Here is a 22,258-nt window from a genome sequence, read left to right as displayed (position 1 = left end):
TTACTCGGGTGCGGGGGTGGAGTGCGGGTTGGGGACTGGGGGTGAGCGACACGCCGGTGGGGGTGGGTTTGGGTGGGTTGTTGCGGGGCAGTTGCGGGACCGTGACGCGCTGGACAGGCGGTCAGGGTTTCGTGTGACGCGGGCGCGGCCTAGACTGGAGGCGGCCTATCGAGATCGCGCTCATCATGGAGGGATCGACGGTGCCCCTCTCGGAAGAAGAGCAGCGCCAGTTCGAGCAGCTCGAACGTGCCCTTGCTGCGGAAGACCCGAAGTTCGTCTCCGCCATGCGTGGGACCAATGTGCGCTTGTACTACAAGCGTCGGGCAGTTCTTGCCGGCGTTGGATTCGTGCTGGGCATCGCGGTGCTGATGACCGGTGCGATCATTCCCAACACCATCATCGGAGTCATCGGCTTCGTGATGATGGTCGCTTGCCTGTACATCGCGGCGCTGAGTATGAAGCGGATCAGCAACGCGGGGGAGTCCGACGACATCCCGCCGCCTCCGCCGACCAAGCGTCACCGGACCAGGCACGACTCGTCCGGCAGCTTCATGGAGCGCATGGAGGACCGCTGGCGCCGCCGCCGCGAGGAAGACCTCTGACGGTCCCCGCACCACAGGCCTGAGAACTTTCGACCACACCCGTGCCCGAGCCGGCGCGGGTGTCGTCGTTTTCTGAGGTACGCCGGAAGCTCGCAAACGCCCAGGCTCCGCGTGCGCGCCGGTGGTGGGCACCTGCCTAGGTGCGCGGTGGTGGTCACAGACGGCTGATCGGGCGAGCGGCTGGTGTGGCGAGGGCCCGGTACTGCGGTAGTGGGCATGGGGTGCGCGCGAAGGTAGCGGGAGAGCTGTGCCGTGGGCGGCGGGTCGGCTGGGTGGAGAGGCCGCGAGGTCGCGCGCTTGGTGCGAGCGTGGGGGAGCGTGCTGTGGGCGGCAGTGAGGCGTACGTGCGGTGCAGTCGTCGTGCGGGTGCGTTAGGCCTGTGCGGGCGTGTGGGCACACGTGCGCGTGCGGTGGGCGTGGGCGCGCGTGCGGTAGGTGCGGCGTGCGTGTGCGGTGATCGTGTACCGCGGCAGTTGGGAGGCGCCGCGCGGCTGGTTAGGGAAGCAAAAGACTCGGGCCCGCCGGTTACGGCGGGCCCGAGGGTGGGTTAGTTGGTGCGGGTTCGGTTGGGGAGGATCAGGGCTCGGAGGCGGGCCAGGAGGAGGTCGAATTCGTCGAGGAGGTCGGAGGCCTCGGTGGTGCCTCGGCTTAGGTACCAGCGCCACGACGGAGGCAGCAACCGCGCCCGCCAGCGGCGGCGGACGGTGGCCTGGGACCAGAGGGCCTTGCGTACGGCGGATGCGTCGTCGCGGAGGTCCAGCTCCACGTCGGCGTCGCCGGCGTACCGGAGGGACTCGATACCCCTCGCCAAACGCCGGGCCGCGGGATGCGCGTCCTCGGGGAGCTTCGTGACCAGCCACTGGCCGGACTGGCGCGGTGTCGAGATGTCGGACCAGTCCAGGCCAAGGTCGCGCGCCGTGTCCCTGATCTCGGCCCACAGCCCTTCGGCCCCGGCACGACCCGGCGGCCGCAGGAAGCGCCGCCGGCGGGTCAGGACCCGGACCAGCCACGGGATGCAGAGCACCAGGACGCCGCCGAGCACGCCCGCGATCATCTGGCCGCCGCCGTTGGTGAACCAGTTGCCGGAGTCAACGATCGCGACGCCGGTGTCGTCCGGCAGGTTCGGGTCGTTCCGCGGCTTGTCGATCCCCGGGGTCTCCCGGTCGCCCGGCGTGGTCGGCGCAGTGGTCGGAGCGGTCGTCGGAGTGGTCGGGTTCTCGGTCGCGGGCACCGTCCAGCCCGGGGTCGTCGCCACCCGCGCGGACGGCGTCGGCTCGAACCGGACCCAGCCGTGGCCCTGGAAGTACAGCTCCGGCCACGCGTGCATGTCGTGCATCCGGACCGTGTACTCGCCGTCCTTGTCGGCCGTGCCGGGCAGGAACCCGATCCCGACCCGCGACGGGATCCCGATGATCCGCGCCATCAGCGCCATCCCGGTCGCGAACTGCTCGCAGTACCCTTCCTTGCTCCGCAGCAGGAAGTCCTCGAGCGCGCCCATCCCGCTGCCCTTGGCGTTCTGCGTGCTGTACGTGAAGCCGCCGCCGCTGCGGAACCAGTTCTGGATCAGTACGGCGGCCTCGAACTTGTTGTTGCCGGCGCTGTTCGTGATGTCGTACGTCAGCTGCTTGATCTCGATCGGCGTCCGGCTGGGCAGCGAGGACGTGTACTGGTCGGGCGCGCCGGTGGTGATCGCGTCGTGCAGCTGCTCCGGCGTGGGCTGCAGGTCGTACGCCGTCACCTTGTACTTCTTGCCCGCGATGATCGAGCCGTTCGACGACACCACGTCGAGCGAACCGGCGTCGTACCGCCAGTCGCGCTTCAGCGAGATCGAGCGGAGCGGGTAGGGGACCGGTGCCAGCTGGGACCGGAACGCGCGGGTGACGTCGATCTCCATCGAGGTCTGCTGGAGCTTCGACAGGTCGCCCGTGTAGCCGGGTGGCTGGCTGAGGACGCCGCCGTCCAGCTTCTGGGTGTCGGTCCGCGGCGCGATCCGCCAGATGTTGCCGTCGAACTGGTCGAGCGCGGTCAGCCGCAGGTACGTGCCGCCCGTCGGGCCGCCCTTGTACGTCAGCGCGACGACGTTGTCGCCCCGCTTGAGGTTCTTGCCCATGTCGAGCATCGGGTCGGTCGACGAGATCGACGCGCCGATCCCGGTGCCGGTACCGCCGCCGGCCAGGCCGTTGCCGATCACACCTTCAGGCAGCGTCGGCAGCAACGCGGGCAGCAGCGCGGCGAGCGCGACCACGGTCAGCCCGATCCTGCGGCCGGCCTGTCCGAGCGCGGACGCCTCGACCGGCTCGGCCGCGTCGAGATGCGAGACGCCGGAGATCCGGCGGCCCCAGCGGCTGAGCCGGCTCCGGCCTTCCGCCGACAGCAGCACGATGTAGCCGATCGCCGGCGGGATGAACAGCAGCCACGGCAGCCCGCCGTGCACGGTCGCGGCCGGCACCGTGTACATGATCAGCAGCAGCAAACCGGACCAGGCGGCCTGCCGCAGCTGGACAGCGATGAGGTGGATCAAGAACCCGGTCGCGGCGATCACGGACACCGCGAACAGCGTCAGGTGCGAGTCCTGCGGCAGCGGTGCGCTGAACCGGTTGATGGAGTCCATCGCGTCGACCATCTGCGCGTTGAACTCGAGCGCCGTCGCCTTCACCGGGATCAACCCGAACTTCAGCGTCCCGCGCAGGAAGAACAGCGACAGCAGCTCCACCAGCACGAGCAGTTGGACGATCGGTACGACGATCCGCGGGATCCGCAGGTTCTGCAGCAGGACCCCGACTCCCGTCACCAGCGCGCACAGGAACGCGCTGACGAACAGGAACGGCCCCGAGAACACCGGCGTCAGCACGAGCGCCCCCAGGACGGTCGCGCCCCAGGCAGCGATGGATAGACGAGCGTGTCCGGTCATGCGATGCGTCCGCTTCTCAGTCCCAGGCTGGACCATACGGTGGGGAGGTGGTCGCCGCGGCTAGCGCGGGTGACGCGCCAGCCGTTGCGGCGGAGTTCGTTCTCGGTGGCTTCCGTGGCCGCGGTCAGACGCGCCGCCTTCTCGGTCGCCTCGGCGCCGACCGCCCAGCTGGCCGCGTCCAGGACGATCGCGACACCGGTCGCCTGGCTGGTCCGCCACCGGTTCAGCGCGACGACGTCATCGGAACTGCACGCGCCGACGATCGCGATCACCAGGCTCGGCTCCTGCGCGTGCCGGTCGACCGTCAGCAGCGGCCCGATCTCGGCGTACTTGTGCTCCTCGACGGTCGCGCACTCGGTCAGCAGCTGCTGCTGCGTGAGCGGCTGGTGCACCGCCGCGGAAGAGCGCCGGGTGATCGCGGACAGCGTGGTCGGCCCGCCGAGCATCGTCGTCACGTAGCCGCGCCGCACGCGATCGATGCCGATCGACGCGGCCGCGCTGACCGCCCACTCCAGGCTCGACGACGGCCCGTGCCCGTGGTGCGAGATCGTCCGCGCGTCCAGGAACAGCGAGCACCGGCTCTGCCACGGCTGCTCCTCGCGCCGCACCATCAGCTCGCCGCGCCGCGCGGTCGACCGCCAGTGCACCCGGCGCAGGTCGTCGCCGTCGCGATACTCGCGGACGGTCGCGTCCTCCTCACCGGCGGACGCGATCGCGCGCGGCCGGTTCTCGCCCGAGCCGGCCCGGTCGGCCCCCAGCCGTACTTCGGGCAACTTGAACACCCGCGGCGTGACCAGCAGGTACTGGCTCCGCGTGAAGTTCCGGCTGGTCTCCACCAGCCCGAACGGGTCCGCGACCGTCAGCATCAACGGCCCGACCTGGAACAGCCCTCGGACGTCGGACTTCACCGGGTAGCTGACGGTCCGGCGCCAGTTCGGGCTGACCCGGTCGACGACGAACCGCGGCCGATGCCCCAGGACATAAGGAATCCGGTCCTCGAGCAGCAACAGCCCCGCGGGCATCCGGCCCTGGTTGCTCAGCGTCAGCTCGACCGTCGCCTGCGTCCCGACCGGGACCTGGTCCGGTGCGAGACTCCGCCGTACCTGGAGCCGCAGCCGGGTCCGGCCGACGATCAGCGCCGCGACGACCGGCAGCGCGGCCAGCAGGATGCCGACCCGCAGCAGGTCCTTCTGGCCGAGCAGCAGCGCGCAGAGCGAAGCCGTCAGGCCGGCGGCGACGAACGCCCGCCCTCTGGTGGTCAGTCCGCGCAGTGCCTGCCGCATGTCTCAGTCCCGGCGGGTGCGGGGGAGCGGTACGCTCGCCACCAGACCGGAGATGACATCGGCCGCGCCGCGCCCACCGAGATGCGCTTCGGCCGCAGGCAGCACCCGGTGCGCGAGCACCGGGACCGCGAGCTCCTGGATGTCGTCCGGCAGGACGAACTCACGGGAGTCGAGAGCGGCGGCCGCGCGGGCCGCCCGGATCAGGTGCAGCGTGGACCGCGGGCTGGCGCCCAGCCGCAGCTCCTGCGAGCGCCGGGTCGCGCCGACCAGCGCGACGGCGTACTCCTTCACCGACTCGGACACGTGCACCGACTGCACCGTCTTCACCAGCCGGAGGATCTGCTGGCCGTCGGTGACCGGCTGCAGGTTCAGCAGCGGGTCGTCGGCCGCGTGCCCGTCCAGCATCCGCAACTCGGCGGCCGGCTCCGGGTAGCCCATGGACACCCGGGCCATGAACCGGTCGCGCTGCGCCTCCGGCAGCGGATAGGTGCCTTCCATCTCGATCGGGTTCTGGGTCGCGATCACCATGAACGGCGCTTCCAGCGTGTAGGTCGTGGTGTCGACGGTGACCTGGCGCTCCTCCATCGACTCCAGCAGCGCGGCCTGCGTCTTCGGCGACGCCCGGTTGATCTCGTCGCCGACCACGATGTTCGCGAACACCGCGCCCTGCTTGAACTCGAAGTCGCGGATCTCCTGGTTGAAGACCGAGACGCCGGTGATGTCGGAGGGCAGCAGGTCCGGCGTGAACTGGATCCGGCGCACGCTGCAGTCGATCGACTTGGCCAGCGCCTTCGCCAGCATCGTCTTGCCGACGCCCGGCACGTCCTCGATCAGCAGGTGGCCCTCGGCCAGCAGGACCGTGATGGCGACCTCGACGACGTCGGGCTTGCCCTCGATCACCTGCTCCATGGCCCGGCGGACCCGGCCCGCCACCTCGGACAGCTCGTCGAAGTCCCCGGCCCCTGCCAGCGGCGAGCTGGTCGCGGTGGTGCTCACTCTGTGTTCTCCCCATTCGTCGACTGCCGACACATTCTCACCCGGTGTCCGGGTCCGGCCTAGAGCCGCGGGATTTTCGTTACCTGGCGTTTCGGTGTTCGTCTCGGTGTTCATCGGCACACGCCCTCACGGCGGGTCGGTCTCGTGGCGAGAGATCTGGCGGTTCTCCCCAGCGTACGGGCGGGCGAAGGCGCGTGCGGGGCGTACGACGCCCCGAACCCGTATCTGGTTCACGGTCCGGCGCCCCGAATGGTTCATAGGTACCCACCGCTACGCGCCCGGCCGTCCTCCACTTTCCACCACCACCTCCTCCACTCCGCTCCACCACACCCCTCCACCACCGCTCCATCGGGGCTCCACACGCCGTACGAACACGGCTGTTGAGGCCGCAGCGACACGCGGGCGCTGAGCGTGGATTCAGGCGGCACGGGGGCGGAATGGGGCGGAAGTTGGTTGACGGTGGTGGAAAGTGGAGTAAGGTGGAGCGCAGTGGAACTGAAGTGGTGGAAACACTCGCCTGAGTCGGAGAGTCCGCAACGGGGAGGTGGAGCGTGTTCCTCGGAACTCACTTCCCCAAGCTCGACGACAAGGGGCGGCTGTTCCTGCCGGCGAAGTTCCGGGACGAGCTGGCCGACGGCCTGGTGATCACCCGTGGACAGGAGCGGTCGCTGTCCGTGTGGCCGGAGCGCGAGTTCGTCCAGCTGACCGAGCAGTTGAAGCAGGCCCCGATCACCAACAAGGGTGCGCGGGACTACCTACGGATGTTGTTCGCCGGCGCCTCCAACGAGATGCCGGACAAGCAGGGCCGGGTCACCATCCCACCGATGCTGCGCGACTACGCGTCACTGGATCGCGACTGTGTCGTCATCGGGGCGATGAACCGGGTGGAGATCTGGAACACGGAGAACTGGAACCGGTACTCCGCGGAGCAGGAGCAGGCGTTCGCCGATCTCTCCGAGGAAGTACTGCCCGGCATCTTCTAGCAACGTCGAGCTGAACAGTGTGCGAGGACTGGGACACACCGACCGTCCGGTGAGATCACGGGTCCGACTTCCGACCTGGAGTGTTGGCGTCACTTCCCCGGCGCCAAGACCGAGCAGGTACTTCCCCGGAAGGCGTACCCGCGATCTGACCGGACGGTGCTGTCTACGGCCGGCGACGCACGACAAGGACCTGCGGGGGCAGGGTCGCTCCCGCAGTGGCAGGGAAGTGACGGGAAGGGTCGAGATGGACGCTGCGGAGCGGCATGTGCCGGTGATGCTGGAGCGCGTGGTCGCGCTGCTGGCACCGGCGCTCGCGCGTCCCGGGGCGGTCTTCGTCGACGCGACCCTCGGCCTCGGCGGTCATTCCGAGGCGTTCCTGCGGCAGTTCCCGGAGATCCGGCTGATCGGCCTCGACCGGGACCCGAACGCGCTCCGGCTGGCCGGCGAGCGACTGGCGCCGTATGAAGAGCGGATCACACTCGTGCACGCGGTGTACGACGAACTGCCGCGGGTGCTGACCGACCTCGGCGTACCGGCGATCGACGGCATCCTGTTCGACCTGGGCGTCTCGTCGATGCAGCTGGACGAGGCCGACCGCGGTTTCGCGTACGCGCAGGACGCGCCGCTGGACATGCGGATGGACCCGGGCGCGCCGACCACCGCGGCCGACATCGTCAACACCTACAGCGCGGCCGACCTGGCCCGGATCCTGTTCCAGTACGGCGAGGAGAAGTTCGCCCGGCGGATCGCGGACCGGATCGTCCGCGAGCGCGAGGTCGAGCCGTTCACGAACAGCGCCCGGCTGTCCGAGCTGGTGCGCAACGCGATCCCGCAGGCGGCCCGCCGTACCGGGGGACACCCGGCGAAGCGCACGTTCCAGGCGCTGCGGATCGAGGTCAACGGAGAGCTCGACGTACTGCGTCGCGCACTGCCGGCCGCGCTCGGCGCGCTGGCGCTGCACGGCCGGATCGTGGTGATGAGTTACCACTCGCTCGAGGACCGGATCACCAAGCAGGCGTTCGCGGCGGGCACGAAGTCCGACGTACCGGACGACCTGCCGGTCATCCCGGCCGGGCACGAACCGTACCTGAAACTACTGACCCGCGGCGCCGACCGGCCGACAGAGGAGGAGGTCGCGGTGAACCCGCGCGCCGCCTCCGCCCGCGTGCGGGCGGCCGAGCGGATCCGGGAGAGGGGACTGGTGGCCTGATGAGTACTGTCTTCAGCCCGCAGAAGGCGCGGGTGACGCCGGCCGCCGGTACCACGGCGAAGAAGGCGCAGCCGCGGCTGCGGGTGGTGTACGGCGCGCCGTTCCGGCCGCCGCGGATGCCGTTCGTCATCTTCGTGGTGTCGCTGCTGGCGGCCGGGCTGGTCGGCCTGCTGCTGCTGAACACGGAGCTGCAGCGCGGGACGTTCGCGATCACCGGGCTGAGCAGCCAGGCGGAGCAGCTGCGGGACCAGCAGGAGCAGCTGGAGAAGCAGGTCCGGACGCTGGAGTCGCCGCAGCACCTGTCCGACCGGGCACTGCGGATGGGCATGGTGCCGAACCCGAACCCGGTGTTCCTGCGGCTGTCCGACGGGCGCGTGCTCGGCGTACCGGCGGAGGGCAAAGCCGGGGCCGGTACGGCGATGTTCGGGCCCGGCACGCCGACGGGCAAGGCGACCGCGAAGCCGGTCGTGAAGCCCACCGCCAAGCCCGCGGCCAAGCCCACCGCGACCAGGCCGGGTACGACGACCAAGCCGAACGCCGGTGCCACCAAGCCACCGGCTGGGACCGCGACCAAACCGCCGGTGGCCACCACCAAGCCGCCGGCCACGACGAAGAAGCCCGCCACGACCACACGGGGATGATCGGATGACGGACCGACGGGGACACGAGCCGCCTGGTGCGGCACAGGGCAAACGCGGTACCGCACCAGGCCGGGGAAACCCGCCACGCAAGGCTCAACCCCGTCGTCCGTCCACTACAGACAGTGGCCGAACCACCCCACAACGCCCCGAATCCACCCGCGAACGACTCCTCCGCAAGGCCCGCGAGGAGCAGCAGCGCGCGGCTGCGGACGCCGCGCCGCGCCCGGTGAAGAAGGCGGCGGCGAAGCGACCCGCCAGTGGTACGGCGACCCCGCGCAAGCAGGCGCCCGCGAAGAAGACCGCGGCCAAGCGTCCGGTGCAGAAGGCCCCGGTCAAGAAGGCAGCGGCGAAGAAGCGGCCGCCGCAGAACCGGCCGCGGCCTCGGCCGAAGAAGCGGCGGGTGAAGAAGCCGCCGCGGATGTTGCGGTTGGGGCGGCCGACGTTGCGGTTGCGGATGACGTTCGGGGTAATGGCGTTCGTGCTGTCGCTGTTCGCCGGGCGGCTCGTGCTGCTGCAGGGCGTGGACCCGGACAGCTACGCGCAGGCGGCGACCAAGGAGAACGCGCGGACGTACATCTTGCACGCGAACCGCGGCACCATCGAGGACCGCAACGGCGTCGATCTCGCGGTGACCGAGGACGCGGTCGCGATCACCGCGGACCCGAAGCAGACCAAGCCCGTCGCCCAGCAGCTCGCCGCGATCCTGGCCCCGAAGCTCACCGGTACGACGACCGCGAAGCTGGTCGCCGCGATGTCCGGCACCGGTCGGTTCGAATACCTCGCGCGCCGGGTCAGCCCGACGGTCTGGAGCGAGATCCAGGCCGAGATCAAGGCGCGGAACGCGAAGATCGCCGAGCAGAACAAGGGCAAGCCGAAGGAGCAGCAGGCCCCGATGCTGGTCGGCCTGTACACCGAGCAGGACCCGATCCGCAGCCACCCGAACGGCAGCATCGCCGCGACCCTGGTCGGCGTCACGGGCGCCGAGGGCAAGGGCCAGTCCGGGCTCGAGTACGGCCTGAACGACAAGCTGTCCGGCCAGGACGGCCAGGCGATGTACGAGGTCGACGCCAAGGGCAACAAGATCCCGAACGCGAACCACACCGTCCAGGAGCCGAAGCCCGGCCTCGGCGTCCAGCTCACCCTGGACACCGACCTGCAGTTCTTCGCCGAGAAGCGGATCGAGCAGGCCGTCAAGCAGTACAAGGCGAGCGCCGGCACCGTGGTTGTGATGGACGTCAAGTCCGGCGAGCTGATGGCGCTGGCCAACTACCCGACGTTCGACCCGAACAAGCGCTACAAGCCGTCCGACCTGAACAACCCGGCCCTGGAGCGCAGCTACGAGCCGGGCAGCGTGCAGAAGGTGGTCACGATGGCCGCCCTGGCCGACGCCGGGCTGATCGACCTGAACACCAAGCTGAAGGTCCCCGGCAGCATCGAGGTGCAGCGCCGGACGATCAAGGACCACTGGCCGCACGGCACGCTGAACATGACGATCTCCGGCGTGATCGCGAAGTCGTCGAACGTCGGCACGATCATGGCCGCGCAGAAGATGCCGATCCCGCAGTTCGTGAAGTACCTGCACGACTTCGGCTTCGGCGAGCCGACCGGGCTGAACTTCCCGGGCGAGACCAAGGGCCGGCTGAGCCCGGGCGACGAGTGGCCGGAGATCACCCGGTCGAACGTCGCGTTCGGCCAGGGCCTGTCGGTGAACGCGGTCCAGGAGGCCGCCGCGGTGAACGCGGTCGCGAACGGCGGCGTGTACGTGCCGCCGAAGCTGGTCCGCAACTACGTCGACGCCAACGGCAACCTGACGCCGAACCAGACCGCCCCGCCGCGCCGCGTGGTGAGCGAGAAGGCCGCCAAGGACGTCACCCGGATGATGGAGGCGGTCACGGCCAAGAAGGGCACCGCCCCGCAGGCCGCGATCGACGGCTACCTGGTCGCAGGCAAGACCGGTACGGCGCAGCAGGTCGTGCCGGGCACCGGCAAGTACGGCGCCTGGGCGACTTCTTTCGCCGGATTCGCGCCGGCCGACAACCCACGGTTCGTGACGTACGTCGTACTGCACGATCCCCAGGGTGCCCGGGGTGGTGGTCTCCAAGGAGGACCGGTGTTCCGAGACGTGATGAGCTACGCGCTGCAGAAGTACGTCGTACCGCCGACCGGCGCGGCGCAGCCGAACATCCCGCTGACGTGGAAGTGACGCGGGCCCTGGTGACGCAGGGTCAGGTAGGAGTCACGGGGCCCGGAGCGGTAGCCTCAGGGCCCGTGTCCACCCCTACCGCCGCCGGCGGCGCGGTCGCAGCGATCAGGCCACGGCACGTCGTGCCGGTCGGTCTCGCCGACCTTGCGAGCGTCGCCCATTCACCGCTGCCGGCAGAGTCGCCGGTGCAGGTGACCGGCGTTTCTCTCGACTCGCGTTCCGTCCTTCCCGGTGACCTGTACGCCGCGCTGCCCGGCGCGGTCACGCACGGTGCGGAGTTCGTCGCCAAGGCCCAGCAGGCCGGCGCGGTCGCCGTACTGACCGACCCGTCCGGCCTGGAGCGAGCGGCGGCCACCGGCCTTCCGGTCCTGGTCGTCGACAAGCCACGCGCTGTCCTCGGCGCGGTCGCCTCGCGGATCTACGGCGAGCCGACGAGCGAGCTCCGGCTGGTCGGCGTGACCGGCACGAACGGCAAGACCACCACCAGCTACCTGCTCGATTCCGTACTGCGGGAGCTCGGGCCGACCGCACTCATCGGGACGATCGAGACGCGGATCGGCGACGAGGTCGTGAAGAGCGTCCGGACCACACCGGAGGCCACCGACCTGCAGGCGCTGTTCGCGGTGATGCGGGAGCAGGCCGTCGGCTGGTGCTCGATGGAGGTGTCGAGCCACGCGCTCGCGATGGGCCGCGTGGACGGTGCCCGGTTCGCGGTCGCGGGCTTCACCAACCTGACGCAGGACCACCTGGACTTCCACCACACGTTCGAGGAGTACTTCCAGGCGAAGGCCTCGTTGTTCACCCCGGAGCGCTGTGATGTCGCGGTGGTGACGATCGACGACGAGTACGGGCGCCGGCTCGCCGCGCAGACCGTCGTACCGCTGGTCACCGTGTCGACGACCGGCGACGCGGACTGGACGGTCGCGAACCGGCACCGGTCGGAGCACGGCATGACGGTGTTCGACATCCAGGGGCCGGGGGAGACGCTGACCGTCGAGATCGGGCTGCCCGGTGACTTCAACGTCGCCAACGCGCTGCTCGCGGCCGTGATGCTGCGGCAGCTCGACGTCCCCGCCGAGGCGATCGCGGCCGGGCTGCGGACCGCGTCGGTGCCCGGGCGGATGGAGCGGTTCACGCGCCAGGACGGGCTCGCGGTGATCGTGGACTACGCGCACACGCCGGACGCGGTCGCATTGGCGCTGCGGGCCGCGCGCGGTGCGACCAAGGGCCGCTTGTTCGCGGTGATCGGCTGCGGGGGCGACCGGGACCCGTGGAAGCGGCCCGCGATGGGCGCCGAGGCCGCGAAGGCCGCGGACGTCGTGATCGTCACCGACGACAACCCGCGCAGCGAGGACCCGGCCGCGATCCGGGCCGCCGCGCTGGCCGGCGCCCGCGAAGCCGTGCCGGCCGCGGACCTGCACGAGATCGGTGACCGCAGGCAGGCGATCGCGGCCGCGATCGAGCTGGCCGGCCCGGGCGACACGGTCGTCGTCCTCGGGAAGGGACATGAGACAGGCCAGGACGTCGGCGGTGTGATCCACCCGTTCGACGACCGCGAAACCGTGCGTGAGCTGTTGGAGGCAGACCGGTGATCCCAGTCAGTTGCGGCGAGATCGGCGACGCCGTCCGCGGCGAGCTCGTGGGCGTGGACCCCACGGCCGTCGTCGACGGCGCCGTAGTCATCGACTCGCGGGACGCCGGACCGGGCGGGCTGTTCGTCGCCCTGCCCGGCGAGCGGGTCGACGGCCACGACTTCGTCGGTACGGCGACCGCGGCCGGCGTCACGGTCTCGTTCACCACGCGGCCCGTCGAGGGCAGCCCGTGCATCGTCGTCGAGGACACCCAGCAGGCGCTCGGCAACCTGGCCCGGCTGGTGATGAGCAAGCTGCCGAAGCTGACGGTGATCGGCCTGACCGGCTCGACCGGCAAGACCAGCACGAAGGACCTGATCGGCCAGCTGATCCGTCCGTACGGCGAGACGGTGTCGCCGGAGGGCTCGTTCAACAACGAGATCGGGCATCCGCTGACCGCGCTGCGGGCGACCGCGTCGACCAAGTACCTGGTCGCGGAGATGGGCGCGCGTCACCGTGGCGACATCACCTATCTGTCCGGGATCACGCCGCCGCGGATCGGCCTGGTGCTGAACGTCGGCACCTCGCACATCGGCGAGTTCGGCAGCCAGGACAACATCGCCGTCGCGAAGGGCGAGCTGATCGAGGCCGTCACCACCGGCGGGACCGCAGTACTCAACGCGGACGACCACCGGGTGGCCGGGATGCGCAGCCGGACGAAGGAGAAGGTGCTCACCTTCGGCGAGGCGCCTGACGCCGACGTCCGGGCCGCGGACGTGAAGCTCGATGCCGAGGGCCGGCCGGCGTTCACCCTGCACATCGGCGCGTTCAGCGGCAGCGTCCAGCTGCGGCTGATCGGCGAGCACCATGTGTCGAACGCGCTCGCCGCCGCGGCCGTCGCGCTCGCGGCCGGGCTGACGCCGGAGCAGATCGCCGACGGCCTGAACGCCGCGACGCGGGTGTCCGCGGCGCGGATGGAGCTGACCGAGCGGGCGGACGGCGTCACGATCATCAACGACGCGTTCAACGCGAACCCGGACTCGACCCGCGCGGCGCTGAAGTCGCTGGTCGCGATCGGCCGGTCGCGCGGCGCGCGGACCTGGGCGGTGCTCGGCGAGATGCTCGAGCTCGGCGACACCTCGAGGGAGGAGCACGACGCGATCGGCCGGCTCGCGGTGCGGCTGGACGTGAACCGGCTCGTCGTCGTCGGTCAGGGCGCGAAGCCGATGCATCTCGGGGCGTCGCTGGAAGGCTCCTGGGGCAACGAGTCCACGTTCGTGGCCACGATCCCGGAGGCGCTCGAGCTGCTGAAGTCGGAGCTGCGCGCCGGTGACGTCGTCCTGGTGAAGTCCTCGAAGGCGGCGAAACTGCGCAGCCTCGCCGATGCCCTGCTGGAGGACGCGCAGTGATCTCGATCCTGTTCGGCGGCGCCGTCTCGATGGTGCTGACTCTGCTCGGCACCCGCTGGGCGATCACGCTGCTCGCCAAACGGGGCTACGGCCAGGAGATCCGCGACGACGGCCCGACCTCGCACAAGACCAAGCGCGGTACGCCGACCATGGGCGGCACGGTCTTCATCCTCGCCACGATCATCGGCTACATCGCGGCGAAGCTGTTCACGATGACCCCGCCGAGCGCGTCGGCGGTGCTGGTGCTGTTCCTGTTCGCCGGCATGGGCGCGGTCGGGTTCCTGGACGACTTCATCAAGATCTTCCGGCAGCGCAGCCTCGGCCTGCGCAGCAAGGCGAAGCTCGCCGGGCAGACGATGATCGCGGTGGTCTTCGCGGTGCTCGCGCTGCAGTTCCCGGACGACCGCGGCCAGCGGCCCGCGTCGCCGTTCATCTCGTTCATCCGGGACATCGGCTGGCTCGAGCTGCCGGCGATCCTGGTGATCATCTGGATCCTGCTGCTGATCGCCGGCATGTCGAACGGCGTCAACCTCGCCGACGGCCTGGACGGCCTGGCCACCGGCGCGTCGATGATGGTGTTCGGCGCCTACACGCTGATCTGCATCTGGCAGTTCAACCAGAGCTGCACGACGAACCCGGGCACCCGCTGCTACGAGGTCCGCGATCCGCACGACCTGGCGGTGGTCGCGGCCTCGCTGACCGGGGCGCTGTTCGGCTTCCTGTGGTGGAACGCGTCGCCGGCGAAGATCTTCATGGGCGACACCGGCTCGCTGTCGCTCGGCGGCGCGCTGTCCGGCATGGCCGTGATGACCCGGACCGAGTTGCTGGTGCTGCTGCTCGGCGGCCTGTTCGTGATCGTCACGGCCTCGGTCATCCTGCAGGTCGGCTACTTCAAGCTCACCCACGGCAAGCGCCTGTTCCGGATGGCGCCGCTGCATCATCACTTCGAGATGCTCGGCTGGGAACAGGTGAACGTGGTGATCCGGTTCTGGATCATCCAGGGCCTGTGCGTGGTCATCGGCCTCGGCATCTTCTACGCGGAATGGGTGACCGGATGAGTCTCGCGACGCGCACCGACGACGGCTGGGCGACCACGCGGTTCGTCGTGCTCGGGTTCGGTACTGCGGGCTACGCCTGCGCCGACTCGCTGATCCAGGCCGGGGCGGAGCACCTCGTCGTACTGGACGACCGGGACACCGAGGCGCTGCGCGAGAAGGCGCAGATCCTGGAGACGCTCGGCGCCACGATCACGCTCGGCCCGGGCAGTACGGCGGAACTCCCGAAGGACGCCGAGGTCGTCGTCACGTCGCCCGGCGTACCGCCGCACGCCCCGCTGCTCGCGCAGGCCGCCGAGCGGAACGTCCCGGTCTGGAGCGAGATCGAGCTCGCCTGGCGGCTCCGCGACCCGTCGAAGGCCGCGCCCTGGCTGTGCATCACCGGCACCAACGGCAAGACCACCACCGTGCAGATGCTGACCGCGATGCTGCAGGCCGCCGGCCACCGGGCGGTTGCCGCGGGCAACGTCGGGCTGCCGCTGCTCGAGGCCGTCATGGATCCCGAGCCGTACGACGTGATCGCGGTCGAGCTCTCGTCGTACCAGCTGCACTTCACGCACTCGATGTCCGCGCACTCGGCCGCCGTACTGAACATCGCGCCGGACCACGTCGACTGGCACGGTTCGCTCGAGGCCTACGCCCAGGACAAGGGCCGGATCTTCGAGAACTGCCAGGTCGCGTGCGTGTACAACGTCGCGGACCCGGCCACCGAGCAGCTGGTCGAGGAAGCCGACGTGATCGAGGGCTGCCGGGCGATCGGCTTCACGCTCGGCACGCCGGGGTTGTCGATGATCGGGCTGGTCGACGACCTGCTGGTCGACCGGGCGTTCGTGGAGCAGCGCGCGACGTCGGCGCTGGAGCTGGCTTCGCTCAACGACATCACGCCGCCGGCGCCGCACAACGTCGCGAACGCCCTCGCCGCCGCCGCGCTCGCCCGGGCGTTCGGCGTGCCGGCGACCGCGATCCGCGACGGGCTGCGCGGGTTCCGGCCGGACAAGCACCGGATCGCCCACGTCGCGGATGTTGCCGGGGTCAACTATGTCGACGACTCGAAGGCCACCAACCCGCACGCCGCGCAGGCCTCGCTGCTCGCGTACGAGCACGTGGTGTGGATCGCCGGCGGGCAGGCCAAGGGCGCGACCTTCGACGACCTGGTGATCGCCGCGCGCGAACGTTTGCGGGCGGTCGTCCTGCTCGGCCAGGACAAGGACGTGATCGCCGAAGCTCTCGAGCGACACGCACCGGATGTCCCGAGGATCGTCGTCGGGGCAACGGACACTGGAGCCATGCAGATCGTGGTGGGGGAGGCGGCGAAGCTGGCACAGGTGGGCGACACCGTGCTGCTCGCGCCCGGCTGCGCGTCGTGGGACATGTTCGCCAACTACGGAGCCCGCGGCGACGCCTTCGCCGAAGCTGTACGCCGGCTGGGGTGATCGCGTGACGTCGATCGCCGATCAGCCGAGCGAGAAGAAGCAGACTGCATCAACTCTTTCCCCGCCCCACCGCCCCGGTCGGGCCGACCGCGCCTGGGTCGCCGCGATCCGGGACGTGCTGGACCGGCCGCTGACGTCGTACCACATCGTGCTCGGCGCGACCGGCCTGCTGCTGGTGCTCGGCCTGATGATGGTGCTGTCGGCGTCCAGCGTGCTGTCCCTGCGCGCGAACGGGAACAGCTACACGATCTTCGTCCGGCAGCTGATCTGGGTCGGCGTCGGCCTGCCGATGGCGTACGTCGCCTCGCGGATGACGCCGCGGCACTTCCGGATGCTCGCGTACATCGCGCTGCTCGGCTCGGTGTTCCTGCTGGTGCTGACCTACATCCCGGGCCTCGGCGTCGGCGTGAACGGCAACACCAACTGGCTGAACCTCGGCGGGCCGCTACAGATCCAGCCCAGCGAGTTCGCCAAGCTCGCGATGGTGATGTGGTGCGCGGACCTGTACGCGCGCAAGCAGAAACTGCTCACCCAGTGGAAGCACCTGCTGGTCCCGATGGTGCCGGTCTGCGGCCTGGTGATCGCGCTGGTGGTCGGGCAGCACGACCTCGGCACCGCGCTGGTCCTGATGGCGGTGATGATCGGCCTGATCTGGATCGTCGGCGCGCCGACCCGGCTGTTCGTCGCGACGATCGTCGTGGTCGGCTCGGTGGCGGCGTACTTCGTGAACGCCGAGAAGTACCGGATGGAGCGGGTGACGTCGTTCCTGGACCCGTTCGCGGACCCGACCGCGGTCGGCTGGCAGGCGTACCACTCGTTCTACGCGCTCTCGACCGGCGGCTGGTGGGGCGTCGGGATCGGCAACAGCCGGCAGAAGTGGGGCAATCTGCCGGAGGCGCACACCGACTTCATCTTCTCGGTGATCGGTGAGGAGCTCGGCCTGGTCGGGTCGCTCACCGTGCTCGCCCTGTTCCTCACGCTGGCCTACGCCGGGGTGCGGATCGCGACCCGGAACACCGAGCCGTTCGTCCGCTACGCGGCGGCCGGGATCACCATCTGGATCATGGCGCAGACGCTGGTCAACCTCGGCGCCGTGATCGGACTGCTACCCATCGTGGGTATCCCGCTCCCGCTTTTGTCGTACGGTGGTTCCGCACTGCTGCCGACGCTGATCGCGGTCGGCATGCTGCTGTCCTTCGCGAAGGCCGAACCCGGCGCGCAGGCCGCCCTGAAAGAAACCCGGCGGCCCCGGTTCGGGTGGCTGTCTTCGCGGCGTACTGCGTACAAGTGAAGTACAAGTGAACCCGCGGGAGCGTTGGAAGCCTTGCCCAGCATCGTCCTGGCCGGTGGCGGTAGCGCCGGCCACACCTCACCCCTGATCGCCACGGCGGACGCCCTGCGCCGGCTCGACCCGACGGTCGAGATCCTCGCCCTCGGGACCGAGCGCGGCCTCGAGACCCGCGTCGTCCCGGAGGCCGGCTACCGGCTCGAGCTCATCCCGCCGGTGCCGCTGCCGCGCAAGCCCACGCCCGCGCTGCTCGCCGTACCGGGCAAGATGCTCGCCTCGGTGAGCGCCGCCCGGCGGATCCTCGACGAGGCGAAGGCCGACGTCCTGGTCGGCTTCGGCGGCTACGTTTCCACCCCGGCGTACGTCGCCGCCTGGCGGCGGAAGACCCCGATCGTGGTGCACGAGGGCAACGCTGTGCCGGGGATCGCGAACAAGTTCGCCGCCCGCTACTGCACGCAGCACGTGAAGACCTCGTTCCCCGGCTCCGAGCTGCCGCACGCGGAGTACGTCGGCCTGCCGATCCGGCGGGCGATCGCCACGCTGGACCGGGCCGCGCTGCGCGCGGAGGCCCGGCGGTTCTTCGGCCTCGACCCGGACGCGCCGACGCTGTTCGTGACCGGCGGCTCGCAGGGCGCACAGCGGATCAACGAAGCCGTCTCCGGCGCCGCCGCCGATCTGCAGGCGGCCGGCATCCAGGTCCTGCACGCGATCGGCCCGAAAAACACCCTTGAGGTGCCGCAGACCGGCCCGCTGCCGTACGTCGTCCTCAACTACGTCGACCGGATGGACCTCGCGTACGCCGCCGCGGACCTGGTCGTGTGCCGTTCGGGCGCGAACACCGTGACCGAGGTGTCGGGCGTCGGCCTGCCCGCGATCTACGTTCCGCTGCCGATCGGTAACGGCGAGCAGCGGCTGAACGCCAAGCCGGTGGTCGACGTCGGCGGCGGCGTGCTGATCGACAACGCCGAGCTGACCGTCGACTGGGTGCGGGCGAACGTGCCCCAACTTCTGCTCGACCGCGAGCGTCTGACTGCCATGTCCACTGCTGCCCAAGGCGTCATCCGGACCGACGCCGACGACCGATTGGCGCGGATCATCCTCGATGTGGTGGGGTCTGCTTCGTGATCGTCACCGCTCCTGACACGCTGCTACCGGCCGAGAAGCTGGGCAGGGTGCACTTCGTAGGTATCGGCGGCGCCGGCATGTCCGGGATCGCCCGGATCATGGCCTCGCGCGGCATCGAGGTGTCCGGCTCGGACGCCAAGGACGGCAAGGTGCTGGCCGCGCTCCGCGCGCTCGGCGCCACCTGCTGGGTCGGTCACGCCGCCGAGCACGTGAAGGACGTCGACACCGTCGTGGTGTCGACCGCGATCCGCGAGACCAACCCCGAGGTCGTCGCCGCCCGCGAGGCCGGGATCCCGATCCTGCCCCGGGCCGCCGCGCTCGCCGCGGTGATGGTCGGCCGCCGGACCCTCGCGGTCGCCGGCACCCACGGCAAGACCACGACCACGTCGATGCTGACGGTCGCGCTGCAGCACTGCGGCGTGGACCCGTCGTACGCGATCGGCGGCAACCTCAACGAGTCCGGCTCCAACGCCCACGACGGCACCGGTGACCTGTTCGTCGCCGAGGCGGACGAGTCCGACAAGTCGTTCCTGACCTACTCGCCCGAGGTGTCGATCGTGACCTCGGTCGAGCCGGACCACCTGGACAACTACGGCGACGAGACCAGCTACCGCAAGGCGTTCGAGGAGTTCTGCGGGCGCGTGCTGCCGGACGGGTTCATGGTGATCTGCCACGACGACGCGGGCGCCCGGGAGCTGGCGTCGTACGCGCGGGACCGCGGGATCGACGTGCGGACGTACGGCGAGTCGGCCGACGCGGACCTGCACGTCACCGAGATCACGGCGACCGGGGCGACGCAGTCGTTCGTGCCGGTGTACCGCGGGCGGAAGCTGCCGGTCGTGCACCTGCAGCAGGCCGGCAAGCACAACGCGCTGAACGCCTCGGCGGCGCTGACCGTCGGGCTCGGACTCGGGTTCTCGGCGGCGGACCTCGCCGAGGGGCTGGCGTCGTTCACCGGGACCGGGCGGCGGTTCGAGTTCAAGGGGCTCGAGGACGGGGTCCGGGTGTTCGACTCGTACGCGCACCACCCGACCGAGCTCGCCGTCGACCTCACCGCGGCGCGCCAGGTGGCGGGGGAGGGCCGCGTGATCGCGTGCTTCCAGCCGCACCTGTTCAGCCGGACGCGGATCTTCGCGACCCAGTTCTCCGAGGCGCTGGCGCTGGCCGACGAGGTCGTGGTGATGGACGTGTTCGCGGCCCGCGAGGACCCGGAGCCCGGGGTCACCGGCGCCCTGATCGCCAACCACGTGCCGCTGAAACCGGAGCAGGTGCGGTTCGAGCCGTCGTGGTCCGCCGTACCGCAGGTGGTCGTGGACCTCGCCGAGCCGGGCGACCTGGTCGTCACCCTGGGCGCGGGCGACGTCACCCTCATCGGCCCGGAAGTCGTTGGTCTGCTGGCCGAACGCGCCGCCACCCGCGAGTCTGCGCAAGACGCCGCCGCCCCTGTGGTGAAGTAATTACGTGGGGTTCGTTGAATGAGCCAGAGTGTCGATCTGGCTCGGGCACAGCAGCGGTTCGCGCGCCGGCAGCGGTTGGTGCGGTGGCGGAGCTGGCTGCCGTGGGCGGTCGGCGGCGGACTGGTCGTGCTGTCCGGGCTGGTCGTCTGGCTGTTCTACTTCTCCTCCGCGTTCGCGGTGTCCGGGGTCCGGATCAGCGGTGCCGACACGGTGCCGGTGGCAACGATCGAGGAGACCGCCGCGGTGCCGACCGGGACGCCGCTGGCGAAGGTCGACCTGCGGTCGATCGCGGACCGGGTGCGGACGATCCCGGCGGTCGCGGACGCCCAGGTGACGCGGGCGTGGCCGCGCCGGATCGTCGTCGTGGTCACCGAACGGGTCCCGGTCGTGGTGGTCACCGACGGCTCGCGGTACGAGCTGGTGGACGCCACCGGTACGGCGTACCGCACGGTGCCGAACCGGCCGGCCGGGCTGCCGGAGGCGAAGGTGACCGGGGTCCGGCGCGACGTCACGATCCACTCCGTGGTGACGGTGTCGGCGGCGCTCCCGGACACGTTGCGGGCGCAGGTGGGATCGATCTCGGCAGCGTCGCCGGACTCGATCACCCTGAACCTGAGCTCCGGGGTGAAGGTCGTGTGGGGCAGTGCCGATGACAGCGCGCGCAAGGCCGAGGTACTGAGCGTGCTGATGAAGCGGCAGGCCAAGGTGTACGACGTCTCCGCGCCCGATCTCCCTGTCACCAAAGGGGAAAAGCGGTGATGGTCACATCAGCGGTCACATCGCGGACCGGGCGGCGAGGCGCGTGGACTTTGGCCGGAAGCGTCCCGTACCGTGCGGCGTAATCTAAAGTTGACATAAGTCTAAGCATTTACTTGAGGTTCAGTCTTTTCGCTGGACAACGGGAAAGCAACGAGGCGAGAGGCGCGGACGTGGCGGCACCGCAGAACTACCTGGCACTCATCAAGGTCGTCGGCATCGGCGGAGGCGGCGTGAACGCCGTCAACCGGATGATCGAGCACGGTCTGAAGGGCGTTGAGTTCATCGCCATCAACACCGACGCCCAGGCGTTGCTGATGAGCGACGCGGACGTCAAGCTCGACATCGGTCGCGAGGAGACCCGCGGCCTCGGCGCGGGTGCGAACCCGGCGATCGGGCAGAAGGCCGCCGAGGACCACGCGGAGGAGATCGAGGAGGCGCTGAAGGGCGCCGACATGGTCTTCGTCACCGCCGGCGAGGGCGGCGGCACCGGCACCGGCGGCGCGCCCGTGGTGGCGCGGATCGCCCGGTCGCTGGGCGCGCTGACCATCGGTGTCGTGACCCGGCCGTTCTCCTTCGAGGGCAAGCGCCGCGCGACCCAGGCCGAGGACGGCATCAGCACCCTCCGCGAGGAGGTGGACACGCTGATCGTCATCCCGAACGACCGGCTGCTGACCATCTCCGACCGCGCGGTGTCCGTGCTGGACGCGTTCAAGCAGGCCGACCAGGTGCTGCTGCAGGGTGTCTCCGGCATCACCGACCTGATCACCACGCCGGGCCTGATCAACGTCGACTTCGCCGACGTCAAGGCCGTGATGTCGAACGCCGGCTCCGCGCTGATGGGCATCGGCTCGTCGCGCGGCGAGGACCGGGCGGTCGCGGCGGCCGAGGCGGCCATCTCCTCACCGTTGCTCGAGGCAAGTATCGAGGGCGCGCACGGCGTGCTGCTGTCGATCGCCGGCGGGTCCGACCTGGGCCTGTTCGAGATCAACGAGGCGGCGCAGCTGGTGTCGGAGTCCGCGCACTCGGACGCGAACATCATCTTCGGCGCGGTCATCGACGACGCCCTCGGCGACGAGGTCCGGGTCACGGTGATCGCCGCCGGCTTCGACGGCGGCATGCCGAAACGCCGCGAACAGGCGATGAACCAGGCCAGACCACAGTCCTCCCGGCCCTCGGCCCAGAACTACTCGGCCCCGATGTCGGTCAACCCCCAGATCGGCCAGCAAACCGGCCAGCCGAGCACGCCTCAGCCGGCTCCCTCGCCGCAGCCTGGGTCTGCCCCGGCCACGCCTGCGCAGCCGACGCCCGCTCAGCCGCCGTCCCCCCAGCCGA

At 70.3% G+C, this 22,258-nt stretch carries 16 protein-coding genes and 1 pseudogene; 14 read left to right on the top strand and 3 right to left on the bottom strand.

The annotated features are described in order from the left end of the window. Nucleotides 1-200: 200 nt before the first annotated feature. The gene (locus ABN611_RS37445) at nucleotides 201-602 is read left to right on the top strand and encodes a DUF3040 domain-containing protein (protein ID WP_350277037.1); all 402 of its coding nucleotides are present in this window, start codon (nucleotides 201-203) and stop codon (nucleotides 600-602) included. 547 nt (nucleotides 603-1,149) lie between these two features. On the opposite strand, the gene ABN611_RS37440 is transcribed toward ABN611_RS37445, so the two are convergent. The 3 genes from ABN611_RS37440 to ABN611_RS37430 are packed head-to-tail and all read right to left on the bottom strand — an operon-like array spanning nucleotide 1,150 to nucleotide 5,705. Beyond that, nucleotides 1,150-3,513 carry a DUF3488 and transglutaminase-like domain-containing protein gene (locus ABN611_RS37440; protein WP_350277036.1) on the bottom strand — a complete coding sequence of 788 codons (2,364 nt, stop codon included), beginning with the start codon at nucleotides 3,511-3,513 and terminating at the stop codon, nucleotides 1,150-1,152. After that, complete coding sequence (locus ABN611_RS37435) at nucleotides 3,510-4,796, bottom strand: DUF58 domain-containing protein (protein ID WP_350277035.1); 1,287 nt, start codon at nucleotides 4,794-4,796, stop codon at nucleotides 3,510-3,512. Before ABN611_RS37435 ends, ABN611_RS37440 begins: the two co-directional genes overlap by 4 nt. 3 nt (nucleotides 4,797-4,799) lie before the next feature. Next, entirely contained in the window at nucleotides 4,800-5,705 is a 906-nt protein-coding gene (locus ABN611_RS37430) for an AAA family ATPase (protein WP_350281737.1), read from the bottom strand. Between the two features lie 638 nt (nucleotides 5,706-6,343). Here ABN611_RS37430 and mraZ point away from each other — a divergent pair. The 13 genes and pseudogenes from mraZ to ftsZ form a co-directional block, all read left to right on the top strand. After that, nucleotides 6,344-6,775 carry a division/cell wall cluster transcriptional repressor MraZ gene (gene mraZ, locus ABN611_RS37425; RefSeq protein ID WP_130446673.1) on the top strand — a complete coding sequence of 144 codons (432 nt, stop codon included), beginning with the start codon at nucleotides 6,344-6,346 and terminating at the stop codon, nucleotides 6,773-6,775. A 244-nt stretch (nucleotides 6,776-7,019) separates the two neighbouring features. After that, nucleotides 7,020-7,985 (top strand): 16S rRNA (cytosine(1402)-N(4))-methyltransferase RsmH, encoded by a 966-nt coding sequence (gene rsmH / locus ABN611_RS37420; RefSeq protein ID WP_350277034.1) that lies wholly within the window; start codon nucleotides 7,020-7,022, stop codon nucleotides 7,983-7,985. Continuing rightward, entirely contained in the window at nucleotides 7,985-8,626 is a 642-nt protein-coding gene (locus tag ABN611_RS37415) for a hypothetical protein (RefSeq protein ID WP_350277033.1), read from the top strand. The genes rsmH and ABN611_RS37415 overlap by 1 nt, the downstream gene beginning before the upstream one ends. Nucleotides 8,627-8,630: 4 nt before the next feature. Next, nucleotides 8,631-10,829 carry a penicillin-binding transpeptidase domain-containing protein gene (locus ABN611_RS37410; protein WP_350277032.1) on the top strand — a complete coding sequence of 733 codons (2,199 nt, stop codon included), beginning with the start codon at nucleotides 8,631-8,633 and terminating at the stop codon, nucleotides 10,827-10,829. Nucleotides 10,830-10,894: 65 nt separating this feature from the next. After that, nucleotides 10,895-12,421 (top strand): UDP-N-acetylmuramoyl-L-alanyl-D-glutamate--2,6-diaminopimelate ligase, encoded by a 1,527-nt coding sequence (locus tag ABN611_RS37405; RefSeq protein ID WP_350277031.1) that lies wholly within the window; start codon nucleotides 10,895-10,897, stop codon nucleotides 12,419-12,421. Then, nucleotides 12,418-13,809: a UDP-N-acetylmuramoyl-tripeptide--D-alanyl-D-alanine ligase gene (gene murF / locus ABN611_RS37400; RefSeq protein ID WP_350277030.1), complete on the top strand. Its 1,392-nt coding sequence runs from the start codon at nucleotides 12,418-12,420 to the stop codon at nucleotides 13,807-13,809. The genes ABN611_RS37405 and murF overlap by 4 nt, the downstream gene beginning before the upstream one ends. Then, nucleotides 13,806-14,867 carry a phospho-N-acetylmuramoyl-pentapeptide-transferase gene (gene mraY, locus ABN611_RS37395; RefSeq protein WP_350277029.1) on the top strand — a complete coding sequence of 354 codons (1,062 nt, stop codon included), beginning with the start codon at nucleotides 13,806-13,808 and terminating at the stop codon, nucleotides 14,865-14,867. The genes murF and mraY overlap by 4 nt, the downstream gene beginning before the upstream one ends. Then, entirely contained in the window at nucleotides 14,864-16,297 is a 1,434-nt protein-coding gene (gene murD / locus ABN611_RS37390) for a UDP-N-acetylmuramoyl-L-alanine--D-glutamate ligase (RefSeq protein WP_350277028.1), read from the top strand. Before mraY ends, murD begins: the two co-directional genes overlap by 4 nt. 4 nt (nucleotides 16,298-16,301) lie before the next feature. Continuing rightward, on the top strand, nucleotides 16,302-17,588 hold the full coding sequence (ftsW, locus tag ABN611_RS37385) for a putative lipid II flippase FtsW (protein ID WP_350277027.1): 1,287 nt from the start codon (nucleotides 16,302-16,304) through the stop codon (nucleotides 17,586-17,588). Nucleotides 17,589-17,621: 33 nt separating this feature from the next. Further along, the gene (gene murG, locus ABN611_RS37380; protein WP_350277026.1) at nucleotides 17,622-18,710 is read left to right on the top strand and encodes an undecaprenyldiphospho-muramoylpentapeptide beta-N-acetylglucosaminyltransferase; all 1,089 of its coding nucleotides are present in this window, start codon (nucleotides 17,622-17,624) and stop codon (nucleotides 18,708-18,710) included. Further along, entirely contained in the window at nucleotides 18,707-20,167 is a 1,461-nt protein-coding gene (gene murC / locus ABN611_RS37375; protein WP_350277025.1) for a UDP-N-acetylmuramate--L-alanine ligase, read from the top strand. The genes murG and murC overlap by 4 nt, the downstream gene beginning before the upstream one ends. An 18-nt stretch (nucleotides 20,168-20,185) precedes the next feature. Further along, a complete protein-coding gene (locus tag ABN611_RS37370) occupies nucleotides 20,186-20,926 on the top strand; it encodes an FtsQ-type POTRA domain-containing protein (protein ID WP_350277024.1) in 741 nt (246 codons plus the stop codon). A 170-nt stretch (nucleotides 20,927-21,096) separates the two neighbouring features. Further along, nucleotides 21,097-22,119 (top strand): annotated as a pseudogene (gene ftsZ / locus ABN611_RS37365) (cell division protein FtsZ); the annotation flags it as partial. Between the last annotated feature and the right edge of the window lie 139 nt (nucleotides 22,120-22,258).

The sequence above is a fragment of the Kribbella sp. HUAS MG21 genome, from assembly GCF_040254265.1.
Classification (GTDB): Bacteria; Actinomycetota; Actinomycetes; order Propionibacteriales; family Kribbellaceae; genus Kribbella.
This window is presented reverse-complemented; position numbering and strand designations above follow the sequence as displayed.

What these genes read in the sequence shown, in the direction of transcription:
- ABN611_RS37440 (WP_350277036.1), bottom strand. Translation starts at nt 3,513, where the DNA reads ATGACCGGACACGCTCGTCTATCCATCGCTGCCTGGGGCGCGACCGTC.
- ABN611_RS37435 (WP_350277035.1), bottom strand. Translation starts at nt 4,796, where the DNA reads ATGCGGCAGGCACTGCGCGGACTGACCACCAGAGGGCGGGCGTTCGTC.
- ABN611_RS37430 (WP_350281737.1), bottom strand. Translation starts at nt 5,705, where the DNA reads ATGGAGCAGGTGATCGAGGGCAAGCCCGACGTCGTCGAGGTCGCCATC.
- rsmH (WP_350277034.1), top strand. Translation starts at nt 7,020, where the DNA reads ATGGACGCTGCGGAGCGGCATGTGCCGGTGATGCTGGAGCGCGTGGTC.
- ABN611_RS37415 (WP_350277033.1), top strand. Translation starts at nt 7,985, where the DNA reads ATGAGTACTGTCTTCAGCCCGCAGAAGGCGCGGGTGACGCCGGCCGCC.
- ABN611_RS37410 (WP_350277032.1), top strand. Translation starts at nt 8,631, where the DNA reads ATGACGGACCGACGGGGACACGAGCCGCCTGGTGCGGCACAGGGCAAA.
- murD (WP_350277028.1), top strand. Translation starts at nt 14,864, where the DNA reads ATGAGTCTCGCGACGCGCACCGACGACGGCTGGGCGACCACGCGGTTC.
- ABN611_RS37370 (WP_350277024.1), top strand. Translation starts at nt 20,186, where the DNA reads ATGAGCCAGAGTGTCGATCTGGCTCGGGCACAGCAGCGGTTCGCGCGC.